Genomic DNA, 13,862 nt, shown 5'->3' on the forward strand with positions numbered 1-13,862 from the left:
TATCGGGTGTTTGTCTGATCGTGCTGGCTGTGTATCGGAATGTATCGCTGATTAGGGAGATTATGCGATGCCTTGGCTGGCCAAGTAATCCTCGTAGTTACCAGTAAAGTCGACAATGCCGTCGGCCTTGATTTCAATAATACGCGTGGCGATCGAGCTGACGAATTCACGGTCGTGGCTGACAAAAAACAACGTCCCTTTGTATTTATCCAACGCGGTGTTTAGCGCTTCGATAGACTCCATATCCATGTGGTTAGTTGGTTCATCCATCAACAATACATTGGTTTTAGCCAGCATCAGTTTGCCATAGAGCATGCGGCCTTTTTCACCACCGGAGAGGACTTTGACGGACTTCTTGGTCGCTTCCGTCGGGAACAGCAAACGGCCCAACATACTGCGCACAGTATTGTCATCATCCCCTTGCTGGCGCTGCGCGGTCATCCACTCGAACAGGTCTTCACCTTTTTCAAACTCGTATTCATGGTCTTGCGCAAAATAGCCAAGCTTGGCTTTTTCTGCCCATTTCACTTCGCCATGCTTAGGTTGCAAATCACCAGCTAAGCAGCGCAGGAAGGTTGTTTTACCGATACCGTTTTCACCAATAATGGCGACTTTTTCACCGGCTTCGAAAATCATTTCGACATTGTTGAATAGTGGTTTATCAAAACCGTGACCCAGTTTTTTGAGTTCTACGGCGTTACGGTGCAGCTTTTCCCTGTCGTCAAATTCAAAGCGGATAAATGGATACTGGCGGCTAGAAGGTTTAAATTCTTCAACCTTGATTTTTTCGATCTGCTTGGCACGGCTGGTGGCCTGCTTGGCTTTAGAGGCGTTGGCAGAGAAACGGCGTACAAAGTCCTGCAAGTCGGCAATCTGTTGCTTGGCCTTGGCGTTATCCTTGGCTTGCTGGTTACGGGCTGCAATGCTCGCTTCCATGTAGTCGTCATAGTTGCCAGGGTAGGATGTAATTTTGCCGTAATCCATGTCGCAGGTATGCGTACAGACCTGATTCAGGAAGTGGCGGTCATGCGAAATGATGACCATGGTGCAGTCACGATTATTGACTACGTCTTCCAGCCAGCGGATGGTATTGATATCGAGGTTGTTGGTCGGTTCATCTAGCAATAACACGTCTGGATTGGCAAACAAGGCCTGCACCAGCAATACGCGCAGCTTCCAGCCAGGCGCTACAGCGCTCATGAGGCCGTTATGCTGCTCGATAGGAATACCGACGCCAAGTAACAGCTCGCCTGCACGCGCTTCGGCAGTGTAACCATCATACTCGGCAAACACGCCTTCAAGCTCTGCTGCACGCATGTAGTCATCTTCAGTGGCTTCGAGGTTGGCATAAATGGCATCGCGCTCTTTCATCGCATTCCACATTTGCTCGTGACCCATCATGACCACGTCCAGCACACGCTGGTCTTCGTAAGCAAACTGGTCCTGTTTCAGGAAGGCCATACGCTCGTTAGGGTCCAGACTGACGTTACCGCTAGTAGGCTCGAGTACGCCTGCCAGAATCTTCATGAATGTGGATTTGCCACACCCGTTGGCGCCAATCAAGCCATAACGGTTACCGTCACCAAACTTGACAGACACGTTTTCAAACAGGGGCTTAGAGCCAAACTGCATGGTGATATTGTTTGCAATTAACATGAACAACCTTCTTAAAAGTTTTGCTGCGCATCAACGCAGGGAAAATATTTCTTAGTAAGCCTGCAAAAGGCCATCATTCATAAGCGGCGATGATTAAAATGTGTTGTAAATCACGACTTCATTCATGGGTAACTGGCCGCCGCGAGGTTTGGCGGCTTCTAAAGCCTTGCCAACCACGACAAACATGACCGGTACATGATCGGCCGGCAGATTAATCAGTTTTGCCACGGCGTCAAAGTCAAAGCCATCCATGGGGCAGGTGTCATATCCCATCTCCTTGGCAGCCAGCATCAGCGTCATGGCAGCCATGCCGCCCGAACGCATACCTTCATCGCGTTGGGCCTGGTCATGATCAGTGTAATAATCGTGAATAGCCTTGACCAGGTAGTCACTAACCTGTTGCGGTGCATTGACCCAATAACGCGCAGGATCTTTTTCCCAGGCTTTTAAGTCTGCTGTCAGGATAATCAACAGCGAAGCATCTGTGACTTGGGCCTGGTTCCAGCTCACAGCGCGAATCTGGTGACGTAACACCGGATCAGTCACGACCACAAAACGCCAGTGCTGAATGTTGAAAGCGGTGGGTGATAGCATCGCCAATGACAACAGTTGCTGTATTTCAGCTTCTGTCATGCGATGACTGGGATCGTACGCTTTGATCGAACGACGTTCCTGTATGGCTTGTGATACGTTCATGATGCCTTTAATTCAATACTCAATGGTTAAAATGTTCAGCTGCATTGCCCCAGCCGGTCGTTGCCATAGTGTGCTGTCGCCAACTTTACGGCCTAGCAATGCTTTAGCCAGTGGGGAGACATAACTGACTTTATGTTGCGCGATGTCGGCTTCGTCTTCCCCGACAATTTTGAACGACTGTTGTTCGCCTTCTTCGTCCTCGACAGTGACTGTCGCGCCAAAGAGCACGGTATGACGCGGTTGCTGCGAGGGGTTCACCAACTGGGCCGACTCCAGCCTGGCAATCAGGTAACGCAAGTCGCGGTCTATCTCAGCCAGCTTTTGCTGCGCGTTAGGGTCTTCCTTGCGCGCGGTAAACTCGTGACGCTGTGTTTCCAGTGTCTTGACAGATTGTTGTAATTGCTGCAAGCCGTCAGGCGTCACATAGTTTGCATGCGGGCTGATTGGGCGTTCCGGTAGGTCTGTTCCTGCCAGCTCCAGATCATCCTCTTTTACAAATCCGCGACTCATGTTGTGTTTAATTTCGCCTAAAAATAGGTCAGGCCCAAGGCTGCGCGGACCTCACTCATGGTTTGTGCAGCGACTTCGCGTGCTTGCTCGGTGCCTTCGCGCAGCAATTGCAAAATATACCCTTTGTCACTGGCCAGTTCGGTACGGCGGGTGCGGATAGGTTCCAGCATTTCTTGCAGCACGGCTTCCAGGCGTTTTTTCACAATGCTGTCTGCCAGGCCACCGCGGGTATAGTGGGCTTTCAGTTCTGCCACTGCGGCTTTGTCTGTATCAAAGGCATCCAGGTAGGTAAAGGCGATATTTCCTTCAACATGGCCGGGGTCTTCAATTTTTAAGTGTAGCGGGTCGGTATACACACGTTTTACTGCCTTGGTCACTTCATCCGCAGTTGCGCCGAGATTGATCACGTTCCCCAGTGACTTACTCATTTTGGCTTTGCCATCAATGCCAGGCAGGCGGCCTAATTCTGGCACCAGGGCCTTGGTTTCGACCAGGATCTCCTGTTTGGTGCTCGCATTTTTATAGGTGCGATTGAAGCGGCGAACGATCTCGTTGGTTTGTTCAATCATGGGGATCTGGTCTTCGCCCACTGGCACCAGTGTTGCTTTAAATGCCGTAATGTCTGCGGCCTGACTCACCGGATAGGTGAGAAAACCAGCGGGAATATCACGCTCAAAATCACGCAGGCGGATTTCCTCCTTGACGGTCGGGTTACGTTCCAGGCGCGCCACGGTGACAAGGTTCAGGTAATAAAACGCCAGCTCGGTCAGCTCAGGCACTTGTGACTGGATAAAGATAGTCGACAGTTTGGGGTCTATGCCCACCGCCAGGTAATCCAGTGCCACTTCCACCACATTGCGGTGTACCTTGTCGATGTCATCCATATTGTCCGTCAGGGCCTGCGCATCTGCCAGCATCACATATTGCTTGTATTCATGCTGGTATTTGACACGGTTGCGCAAACTGCCGACAAAATGCCCCAGATGCAACGGGCCGGTAGGGCGATCGCCAGTGAGGATGATGGATTTTGTGCTCATCGTTTTATTCTCTGTGTAAGGTGAGTTCGAATCAAAATTAAAGGTTATTCCCACTCAATGGTTGCGGGTGGTTTGCCGGAAATGTCATAGACGACACGGTTAATGCCGCGCACTTCATTGATAATGCGGTTGGACACTTTGCCGAGTAGGCTATAAGGTAACTCTGCCCAATGCGCCGTCATAAAGTCGCTGGTCACGACTGCGCGCAAGGCCACCACATAGTCGTAAGTACGGCCATCGCCCATGACACCCACCGATTTCACCGGCAGGAACACCGTAAATGCTTGGCTGGTCAGGTCATACCAGGTTTTACCCGTCGCTGCGTCTACCGTGTTGCGCAGCTCTTCAATAAAAATGGCATCGGCTCGTTGCAACAACAAAGCATACTCGCGTTTGACTTCACCCAGAATGCGGACCCCCAGCCCAGGGCCAGGGAAGGGGTGGCGATAGACCATCTCACGTGGCAACCCAAGTGCCACACCCAGTTCACGGACTTCATCCTTAAACAGGTCACGCAATGGTTCCAGCAGTTTAAGGCCTAACTGTTCAGGCAGGCCGCCGACGTTGTGGTGGCTCTTGATGGTGACGGCTTTTTTGGATTTGGCGCCGCCGGATTCAATCACGTCAGGGTAAATCGTCCCTTGGGCGAGGAAGGTTGCACCTTTGTGGCCTGCGCCGCTGGCTTTGAGTTTGGCGGCTTCGGCTTTAAATACTTCCACAAACTCAGCACCGATAATCTTGCGTTTGGCTTCCGGGTCGCTGACGCCAGCGAGTTTACTCATGAATTGCTCAGTGGCGTCGACGCGGATCACATTGGCATGCAGTCGGCCGGCAAACATTTCCATGACCATATCACCTTCATTGAGGCGCAACAGGCCGTGGTCGACAAAGACACAGGTGAGCTGGTCACCAATGGCACGGTGAATCAGGGCAGCAGCCACAGATGAGTCTACACCACCAGACAAACCCAAAATCACCTCTTCATCACCTACTTGGGCTTTGATCTTGGCGACGGCTTCAGTGATGTAATCGCCCATGATCCAGTCTGCTTTTGCACCGCAAATGTCCAATACAAAGCGCTCCAGCATGGCCTGGCCTTGTTTTGTATGGGTGACTTCCGGGTGAAACTGTACGGCGTAAAAACGGCGGTCTTCATCCGCCATGGCGGCGATCGGCGTGGTCTCGTTGCTGGCAATCACTTTAAAGCCTTGTGGCAACTCAGTGACTTTATCACCGTGGCTCATCCACACATCAATGAGGCCGTGGCCTTCAGCGTTGGTGGCATCCTGAATATCGCGGAACAGGGCAGAGTGGCCGCGTGCGCGTACCTGCGCATAGCCAAACTCGCGTTTGTGGCCTGCCTCAACCTTGCCGCCTAATTGCTGCGCCATGGTTTGCATGCCATAGCAAATGCCTAATACCGGTACGCCTAGCTCAAACACAGCTTGCGGTGCTTTGTCCGTTTCTTCTTCATAAACGCTGGCATGACTGCCACTTAACACGATGCCATCGGCACCGAAGTTGCGTACAAATTCGTCAGAAACATCGCAAGGATGAATTTCACAATAGACATGGGCTTCGCGCACACGGCGGGCAATCAACTGGGTGACTTGTGAGCCGAAATCTAAGATCAGGATTTTTGAGTGAGACATGTTTTGTTAGCCACAGAGAGCACAGAGGACACAGAGTCTGAGAGAAGGGATTCTCTGTGAGCTCTGTGTCCTCTGTGGCTTAAATTAAAAATGGAGTCAGTCGCGTTTATCAATACTGTTAATCAATACGATAGTTAGGCGCTTCTTTGGTAATCTGCACATCATGCACGTGCGATTCGCGCATACCGGCACTGGTGATTTGTACAAACTCAGCCTTGTTACGCATTTGCTCAATGGTAGAACAACCAACATAACCCATGGAAGCGCGCAGGCCGCCCATTAACTGGTGAATCACTGCTACGACACTGCCTTTATAAGGCACTCGCCCTTCAATGCCTTCTGGCACCAGTTTGTCAGCGTTCGCAGTATTGTCCTGGAAGTAACGGTCAGAAGAGCCTTTTTGCATGGCACCAATCGAACCCATGCCGCGGTAAGACTTATAAGAACGGCCTTGGTACAGTTCAACTTCGCCCGGCGCTTCTTCAGTGCCCGCAAACATGCCACCCAGCATCACATTATAGGCGCCGGCAGCAATGGCTTTGGAAATGTCGCCTGAGAAGCGGATGCCACCGTCAGCGATAAAGGGGACGCCAGATTTTTCCAGCGCTTTTGCCACATTACTGATGGCAGTAATTTGCGGTACGCCAACGCCAGCCACAATTCGGGTAGTGCAGATAGAGCCAGGGCCAATACCTACCTTAACGCAGTCAGCCCCATGGTCAACCAGTGCGAGTGCAGCTTCAGCTGTCGCGATATTGCCCCCAATCACCTGCAGTTTAGGATAACGGGTCTTAGCCCATTTAACGCGGTCAAGCACGCCTTGCGAGTGTCCGTGTGCGGTGTCAACGACAATCGCATCCACGCCCGCTTCAACCAGGGCGGCAATGCGTTCATCGGTGCCATCACCCACACCCACGGCAGCACCTACGCGCAAGCGACCTTTTTCATCTTTACAGGCCAATGGGTGATCTGATGATTTCTGGATGTCTTTAACAGTAATCAGGCCTTTGAGCTCATAGTTCTCACCCACGACCAGCAAACGCTCCAAACGGTGTTTGTGCAGCAGGCCCATGATTTCTTCGCGGCTGGCACCTTCGCGTACCGTTACCAAACGATCCTGTGGCGTCATGACATTGCTAACGGCTTGATCCAAGTTGGTTTCAAAGCGCAGGTCACGGTTAGTGACGATGCCAACAACTTTGCCATCTTGCAAAACAGGCAGGCCAGAGATTTTTTGTTGTTTGGTGATGTCCATCACTTCACGGACGCTCATGGCAGGGTGGATAGTGACAGGGTCAATGACGACGCCGGATTCAAAGCGCTTCACGCGCGAAACACGAGATGCCTGCATCTCTACCGACATGTTTTTATGAATAATGCCCATGCCGCCCAATTGCGCCAGGGCAATGGCCATGCGTGCTTCGGTGACGGTGTCCATCGCCGCAGATAACAGTGGAATATTTAAGGTGATGCTTTTTGTCAGTTTGGTACTGAGATCAACCTCGCGAGGCATCACATTCGAATGGGCGGGAACGAGTAAAACGTCATCAAAGGTAAGAGCTTGTTGCAACAAACGCATGTGAATTCCTTATCTCCAAAATATAATTATACCGATTTCGTTTTGCCTTGACAAAGCGTTTTGCATTTTTTCCTGACACTGACGAGTGGTCTGGCATGGTTTATGCATGGTGGTTTTCGAATAAGCGTGTGGACAAATTTGATGAAAATTACTTTAAAACTGATGGCGGTGTGGGGCTTGTGTTTCTGCCTGCCAGCAGGGGCTGAAATTTATAAGTGGCGCGATGAAAAAGGGGTGATGAATTATTCGGATGTCCCCCCGAAAACGAATGGTGCCAGCACGCAGAAAATCAAGGCGGCGACCGTGCCGAATGATATCCCGCTGACGCGCTCCGACGCATATCAGCCCGAAGAGGTTGCTACGCCAGTGAAAAGGCCTGGTGACAATCGTGAAGCTGCTGGCCAGTCACAAGAAGCTGAGGCCTTGAAGCTCATGCAAGAGCGGTTAAGATCACAAAACTGCGCGGCTGCCCGCAGCAATTACCGTAATTACGCAGTTGGCGGCCGGATGCAAAGTGTTAATGAAAATGGCCAGAAAGAATTCCTGAGTGACGACCAGATCAGGGAAGGGCTGGCGCGAGCGCAGCAGGAAATTGACGAAAATTGTCCACCTGAATAACCCAGAAGCGTCAATCACTTCACCTGTTGCGTTTTATGCTTCCCATTTTTGGCAGTGGCGCGCTGTCGCCTCGCTTCCTTAGGGTTTGTGAGCAGTGGTCGATAAATTTCCACGCGATCCATTGCCTGCAATATCTTGTCGGCAGATACTTTCTTTCCAAAAATGCCTAAGGCGATCGTGGGTAAGGAAATTTCCGGATGCTTTTTGAGAATGCCAGATTGCAAGATCGCATCCATTGCCGTTGTTCCCTGCCTGATCTCGAACGCGATAATGCTTTGTGCATGCGGTAGGGCATAGGCGACTTCTACCTGGATCATTTCCGGTTGCGTTTGTGGCATGGTTTATTTCAAGTTCAGTTTATCTGCCTGCTTCACAAAGCTGTCGACAAAGGTATTAGCGATATGGCTGAATACCGGCGAAATGATGCGTTCTACTAGGCTGTTGGCAAACACATATTCCAGTTTGAACTCAATTTTGCAGGCGTCTTCCCGCAAAGCGGTGAAGTGCCAGTGACCAGTCAGTTGTTTGAATGGGCCGTCCACCAGGCTGATATCCATGCGGTTGGGAAACTGTTTGCGGTTGCGCGTCGTAAACTGCTGTTGCAAGCCGTGATAGCGGATATGGATGGTCGCCTGAGTAATTTCTTCCGTGCGCTCAATCAGTTCACTGCCGCCACACCACGGCAAAAAGGTGGGGTAGTCTTCCACCGCGTCTACCAGTTGAAACATGGCTGCGCTGGAGTGCATGACTAAAACGGTTTTTTCTACTTGCGCCATAGGCTTAAACGGTTGTGCCGGAACGAAATGGGGTTTTGGGTTAAAATGCTATTTTAAGTGATTTAAGCCTGCATACCAGCGTTATGACCATCGCGCAAAACAAAAAAGCGTTTTTTGACTACTTTATCGAAGAAAAATACGAAGCCGGTATTGTGCTTGAAGGGTGGGAAGTCAAAGCCATTCGCGATAACCGCATTAACCTGAAAGAGGCTTATGTGGTGATTATGCGTGGCGAAATTTACCTGATCGGCTGCCATGTCACGCCTCTAGGCTCTGCTTCTACCCATGTTCGCCCTGATGCGATTCGAACACGTAAGTTGCTGTTGCATAACGAAGAAATTGCCAAGCTGATTGGTAAGGTAGAGCGCTCCGGTTACACCATTGTACCCCTGGATATGCATTTTACGCGTGGCCGTATCAAGGTGCAGATTGGCCTGGCCAAAGGCAAAAAACAGCATGATAAGCGTGATGTTGAGCGCGAAAAAGACTGGAAGCGCGAGCAAAGCCAGTTACTTAAAAACAAGGCGCGCGAGCGTTAAAGCGCCTTTACGCCATTAACTGCTCTAGCACTGCCGGGATATATTCCGGAATATCCTCCGCAATCAGACCAAGCCCGAACATTCTCGCTGCTTCACTATGGATCCAGCATCCAGTGGCGGCGGCCTCCAGCGCTGGCATGCCTTGCGCCAGCAGGCTGGTAATGATGCCGGCCAATACATCACCAGCCCCGGCGGTTGCCAATGTGGCGGGCGCGTGTTCATTGACAATCAAACGCCCATCTGGCGCGGCAATCACCGTTTGTGCGCCTTTCAGTAATACGACTGCCCCCGTTTGGGCGGTTGCAAGCAAGGTTTGTGCAATGCGCTGATGAAGCTGCCTGCCAGGCGCGATGCCAAACAGGCGTTCAAACTCGCCATCGTGCGGTGTCAGGACGCAGGGGCCGCTAATCGATGTTTTGAGTAGGTCGGCCTGTGCTGCGAATACGGTCAGTGCATCAGCATCCATCACCACCGGCTTTTTTGTGTCTAACATCGTCATGGCGCTGTGCCGGGTTTCTTCTGTCACCCCTGCGCCGGGGCCTATTAAAAAAGCACCCACTCTTTTATCTGTGATCAGTTCTTCTAATTGCGTTGCCGTTGAGTACGGCTTGGCCATGATGCTCAGCAGTTGGCTGGCGTAAATGGGTAAGGCGATCTCGGGCACTGCGATGGCAGTGATGCCTGCGCCTGTCCTCGCAGCCGCAAACGCAGCCAGTCTGGCCGCGCCGGTGGTTGGGTAGCCGCCATATATCAATACATAACCGCGGCTATATTTGTGGCTGCTTGCGTCAGGTTTTGGCAGCAGCGGCTGCCACAGGGATGGGGCATTGGATTCATAGGTGCTCATGCCTGAATTGTATGCCTGTCAATTGAGATTGGCGAGACCATGCAAGATTTTGTCCCTAGTCTTCATTGTGGGCGAGGGGGCTTTACGGTAAAATGTTCTCCCGTCTGTAACAATCTCAAAGTACCTCATCCATGACCAAATATGTATTCGTAACCGGCGGTGTAGTTTCTTCTCTTGGAAAAGGTATCGCAGCCGCCAGTCTTGGCGCAATTCTCGAATCGCGTGGTATCAAAGTCACCATGCTCAAGCTCGACCCTTATATCAACGTTGACCCCGGTACGATGTCCCCGTTTCAGCACGGTGAAGTGTTTGTGACCGATGATGGCGCTGAAACTGACCTCGACCTCGGCCATTACGAGCGCTTTATCAGCAGCAAAATGTCCAAGCGTAATAACTTCACGACAGGCCAGATTTACGAAACCGTGATCAAAAAAGAGCGCCGTGGTGAATACCTGGGTAAAACCGTACAGGTGATTCCGCATATTACCGACGAGATCAAGGCACATGTGAAACGCGGTGCCGAAGGTGCGGATGTGGCGATTGTAGAAGTCGGCGGCACAGTGGGTGACATTGAGTCCTTGCCATTTCTCGAAGCCATCCGCCAGATGGGATTTGAAGAAGGCAGAAACAACGCATGTTATGTGCATTTGACCTTGTTGCCGTGGATTCCGACCGCAGGCGAGTTAAAAACCAAACCTACCCAGCACTCGGTAAAAGAGTTGCGCGAAATTGGTATTCAGCCTGACATCCTGCTATGCCGCGCGGAACGTGAGATTCCCGAAGATGAAAAGCGCAAGATTGCTTTATTTACAAACGTGCCTTTTGAGGCCGTGATTAGTGCCATCGACAGTGATTCTATTTACAAAATTCCAGGTTTGCTACATGAGCAAATGCTGGATGAAATCGTTTGCCATAAGCTGAACATCCTCGCTAAGGCCGCAGATTTGTCTGCTTGGCAAAAAATTACCTATGCACAAGCCAATCCAAAAGAAATCGTCGATATTGCCTTTGTCGGTAAATATGTAGACCTGACAGAATCCTATAAATCGCTGACGGAAGCCCTGATTCATGCCGGTATCCATACTGAATCCAAGGTCAAGATTCACTACATAGACAGTGAAGATATTGAGAAAAAAGGAACTGATGCGCTCAAGGGCATGGATGCTATCCTGATTCCAGGCGGCTTTGGGGTACGTGGCACCGAAGGCAAAATTGAAGCGATCCGCTATGCCCGTGAACAGAAAGTGCCTTACCTAGGGATTTGCCTGGGTATGCAACTGGCTGTTATTGAGTTTGCACGCAATGTGGCGGGCCTCAAGGATGCCAATAGTACTGAGTTCAACCCTAAAGCAGAGCATAAACTGATTGGCCTGATTGATGAATGGCAAGACGCTTCCGGCAAGATAGAAAAGCGTGACGAGAACTCTGATTTAGGCGGCACCATGCGCCTGGGAGCCCAAAGTTGTCCTATCGTGCCAGATACCATGGCAGCCAGCATTTATGGCGCTGAGGTCAACGAACGCCATCGTCACCGCTATGAAGTCAACAACCATTACGTAGACCAGTTGAAAGCCGCTGGCCTGGTGATTTCAGCGCGTACTCCGCGTGAAGAGTTGTGCGAAATGATTGAGTTGCCGCAGGCCGTCCATCCATGGTTTCTAGCTTGTCAGTTCCACCCGGAGTTCACATCGAACCCACGTAGCGGCCACCCATTATTTAAAGCCTATGTGCAAGCTGCATTGGCACAAAAAGCGTCCAAAAAATAAGGAATATTCATGAAATTATGTGGTTTTGACGTTGGTCTGGAACATCCGCTGTTTTTAATTGCGGGTCCGTGCGTCATTGAATCCAAACAAATGGCCATTGATACGGCTGGCCAGTTAAAAGAAATGGCAGCCCGTGTCGGCGTGCCCTTTATTTATAAATCCTCTTATGACAAGGCTAACCGTAGCTCGACTAAAACCTTCCGTGGTTTTGGCATGGAAGAAGGACTGAAGATTCTGGACGAAGTACGTGCGCAAATTGGCGTGCCTATTCTGACCGATGTGCATACCGAAGAGCAGGTGCCACACGTGGCCGCAGTGGTGGATGTGTTGCAAACGCCAGCATTTTTGTGCCGCCAGACTGACTTTATCGTGGCCTGTGCGCAATCCGGCAAGCCGGTGAATATCAAAAAAGGCCAGTTTCTGGCGCCCGGTGACATGAAACAAGTGGTCAACAAGGCAAAAGAAGCCAATGGCGGTGTAGACAATATCATGGTGTGCGAGCGTGGTGCGTCTTTCGGTTACAACACGCTGGTCTCTGATATGCGCGGCCTTGCCATTATGCGCGAAACCAACTGCCCGGTGGTATTCGATGCCACGCACTCAGTACAGCAACCGGGTGGGCAGGGCGAGAAAAGTGGTGGTCAGCGTGAGTTCGTACCAGTATTGGCGCGGGCAGCAGTCGCCAGCGGCATCGCAGGTGTCTTTATGGAAACACATCCGGATCCGAGCAAAGCCTTGTCGGACGGTCCTAACGCCTGGCCATTAGGCAAAATGGAAGATTTACTGCATCTGCTGGTCGATCTCGACAAATTAGTCAAAAAAGCTGGTTTCGCAGAGCAAACCCTATAATTTTTATTTCATCTTAAGATAAGGATAAATCATGAGCGCTATTGTAGATATTATCGCCCGCGAAATTATGGATTCACGTGGCAACCCGACGGTAGAAGTCGATGTGTTGCTGGAAAGCGGTGTGATTGGTCGTGCGGCAGTGCCATCTGGTGCTTCTACTGGCACCAAAGAAGCTGTGGAACTACGCGATGGCGATAAAAGCCGCTATCTGGGTAAGGGCGTGTTGAATGCCGTTGAAAACGTTAACACCGAAATCACTGAAGCAATCATTGGCCTAGATGCCGAAGAGCAAAGTTTTATCGATAAAACGCTGATTGAGCTGGACGGCACAGAAAACAAGGACCGCCTGGGCGCGAATGCGATTCTGGGTGTCTCCATGGCTTGTGCACGTGCAGCTGCTGAAGAAAGTGGCCTGCCACTCTATCGATATCTGGGCGGTTCCGCGTTCATGCAGTTGCCTACGCCGATGATGAACATCATCAATGGTGGTGCACATGCGGATAACTCCGTAGACATTCAAGAGTTCATGATTGTGCCAGCTGGTTTGCCAACGTTCCGTGAAGCCCTGCGCGCAGGCGCAGAAGTATTCCATGCTTTGAAGAAAACATTGCATGCCAAAGGCTTGGCAACCACCGTGGGTGATGAAGGCGGCTTTGCCCCTAACCTGCCATCCAATGAATCTGCCCTGCAATTGATCATGGAATCAATTGAAGCGGCCGGTTATGAGCCAGGCAAAGACATCTACCTGGGCCTGGATTGTGCCAGTACCGAGTTCTACAAAGACGGCAAATACCATCTGGAATCAGAAGGTGCCTCACTGACGTCACAACAGTTTTCAGATTACCTGGCGACATTGGCTGACAAATACCCCATCATTACTATTGAAGACGGTATGAGTGAGTTTGACTGGGAAGGCTGGGATATCCTGACCAAACGCCTGGGCAAAACCACGCAGCTGGTGGGTGACGATCTGTTTGTGACTAACCCTAAAATCCTGCGTGAAGGCATCCAGAAAGGCGCGGCCAACTCCGTGCTGATCAAAGTCAACCAGATTGGTACCCTGACTGAAACTTTCCAGACCATCGAGATGGCAAAACGCGCCAACTACACGGCTGTGGTTTCACACCGCTCTGGCGAAACTGAAGATACAACGATTGCAGATATCTCTGTCGCCACCAACGCGTTGCAGATCAAGACCGGTTCATTGTGCCGTTCCGAGCGTGTAGCCAAGTACAACCAGTTGCTGCGTATTGAAGAAGAACTGGGCGATGCAACCAGCTATGCTGGCTTGTCTGCTTTTTATCAGTTATTCAAGTAAGTCTGGTGCATTGAATTGG

General features: G+C 51.0%; 14 protein-coding genes. 5 read left to right on the plus strand and 9 right to left on the minus strand.

Features of this window, described 5'->3' with window-relative positions:
- Positions 1 to 60: 60 nt before the first annotated feature.
- The 6 genes from ACJ67_RS06525 to guaB all read right to left on the minus strand — a co-directional run bounded on the left by ACJ67_RS06525 (position 61) and on the right by guaB (position 7,130).
- On the minus strand, positions 61 to 1,656 hold the full coding sequence (locus ACJ67_RS06525) for an ABC-F family ATPase (RefSeq protein ID WP_018985505.1): 1,596 nt from the start codon (positions 1,654 to 1,656) through the stop codon (positions 61 to 63).
- A 93-nt stretch (positions 1,657 to 1,749) separates the two neighbouring features.
- Positions 1,750 to 2,352 carry a nitroreductase family protein gene (locus tag ACJ67_RS06530; RefSeq protein ID WP_049638379.1) on the minus strand — a complete coding sequence of 201 codons (603 nt, stop codon included), beginning with the start codon at positions 2,350 to 2,352 and terminating at the stop codon, positions 1,750 to 1,752.
- A 12-nt stretch (positions 2,353 to 2,364) separates the two neighbouring features.
- Positions 2,365 to 2,862, minus strand: a complete 498-nt coding sequence (locus ACJ67_RS06535; RefSeq protein WP_049638380.1) for a GreA/GreB family elongation factor — start codon at positions 2,860 to 2,862, stop codon at positions 2,365 to 2,367.
- A gap of 17 nt (positions 2,863 to 2,879) precedes the next feature.
- Complete coding sequence (trpS, locus tag ACJ67_RS06540; protein ID WP_049638381.1) at positions 2,880 to 3,899, minus strand: tryptophan--tRNA ligase; 1,020 nt, start codon at positions 3,897 to 3,899, stop codon at positions 2,880 to 2,882.
- Positions 3,900 to 3,943: 44 nt separating this feature from the next.
- Positions 3,944 to 5,551 (minus strand): glutamine-hydrolyzing GMP synthase, encoded by a 1,608-nt coding sequence (guaA, locus tag ACJ67_RS06545; RefSeq protein WP_049638382.1) that lies wholly within the window; start codon positions 5,549 to 5,551, stop codon positions 3,944 to 3,946.
- Positions 5,552 to 5,669: 118 nt separating this feature from the next.
- Positions 5,670 to 7,130 carry an IMP dehydrogenase gene (guaB, locus tag ACJ67_RS06550; protein ID WP_049638383.1) on the minus strand — a complete coding sequence of 487 codons (1,461 nt, stop codon included), beginning with the start codon at positions 7,128 to 7,130 and terminating at the stop codon, positions 5,670 to 5,672.
- A 141-nt stretch (positions 7,131 to 7,271) separates the two neighbouring features.
- Between guaB and ACJ67_RS06555 the strand changes: the two genes are divergently transcribed.
- The gene (locus tag ACJ67_RS06555; RefSeq protein WP_049638384.1) at positions 7,272 to 7,748 is read left to right on the plus strand and encodes a DUF4124 domain-containing protein; all 477 of its coding nucleotides are present in this window, start codon (positions 7,272 to 7,274) and stop codon (positions 7,746 to 7,748) included.
- Between the two features lie 14 nt (positions 7,749 to 7,762).
- Here ACJ67_RS06555 and ACJ67_RS06560 read toward each other — a convergent pair whose 3' ends face one another.
- Together ACJ67_RS06560 and ACJ67_RS06565 are read right to left on the minus strand one after the other, a co-directional pair.
- Complete coding sequence (locus ACJ67_RS06560) at positions 7,763 to 8,086, minus strand: RnfH family protein (protein ID WP_049638385.1); 324 nt, start codon at positions 8,084 to 8,086, stop codon at positions 7,763 to 7,765.
- Positions 8,087 to 8,089: 3 nt separating this feature from the next.
- Positions 8,090 to 8,524, minus strand: coding sequence for a type II toxin-antitoxin system RatA family toxin (locus tag ACJ67_RS06565; RefSeq protein WP_049638386.1), 435 nt, complete (start codon positions 8,522 to 8,524; stop codon positions 8,090 to 8,092).
- Between the two features lie 83 nt (positions 8,525 to 8,607).
- Between ACJ67_RS06565 and smpB the strand changes: the two genes are divergently transcribed.
- Complete coding sequence (gene smpB / locus ACJ67_RS06570; protein ID WP_049638387.1) at positions 8,608 to 9,063, plus strand: SsrA-binding protein SmpB; 456 nt, start codon at positions 8,608 to 8,610, stop codon at positions 9,061 to 9,063.
- Positions 9,064 to 9,070: 7 nt separating this feature from the next.
- Here the strand turns inward: smpB and ACJ67_RS06575 are convergent, their stop codons facing one another.
- Entirely contained in the window at positions 9,071 to 9,910 is an 840-nt protein-coding gene (locus tag ACJ67_RS06575; RefSeq protein ID WP_049638388.1) for an NAD(P)H-hydrate dehydratase, read from the minus strand.
- Positions 9,911 to 10,041: 131 nt separating this feature from the next.
- Between ACJ67_RS06575 and ACJ67_RS06580 the strand changes: the two genes are divergently transcribed.
- Genes ACJ67_RS06580 through eno form a run of 3 tightly spaced genes read left to right on the plus strand, consistent with a single transcriptional unit; the run spans position 10,042 to position 13,843 of the window.
- Positions 10,042 to 11,676, plus strand: coding sequence for a CTP synthase (locus ACJ67_RS06580; RefSeq protein ID WP_049638389.1), 1,635 nt, complete (start codon positions 10,042 to 10,044; stop codon positions 11,674 to 11,676).
- A gap of 9 nt (positions 11,677 to 11,685) precedes the next feature.
- Positions 11,686 to 12,525, plus strand: a complete 840-nt coding sequence (gene kdsA, locus ACJ67_RS06585; RefSeq protein WP_049638390.1) for a 3-deoxy-8-phosphooctulonate synthase — start codon at positions 11,686 to 11,688, stop codon at positions 12,523 to 12,525.
- 31 nt (positions 12,526 to 12,556) lie between these two features.
- The gene (eno, locus tag ACJ67_RS06590) at positions 12,557 to 13,843 is read left to right on the plus strand and encodes a phosphopyruvate hydratase (protein WP_018985492.1); all 1,287 of its coding nucleotides are present in this window, start codon (positions 12,557 to 12,559) and stop codon (positions 13,841 to 13,843) included.
- Positions 13,844 to 13,862: the final 19 nt, after the last annotated feature.

It is taken from the genome of Methylophilus sp. TWE2, from assembly GCF_001183865.1.
GTDB lineage: Bacteria > Pseudomonadota > Gammaproteobacteria > Burkholderiales > Methylophilaceae > Methylophilus.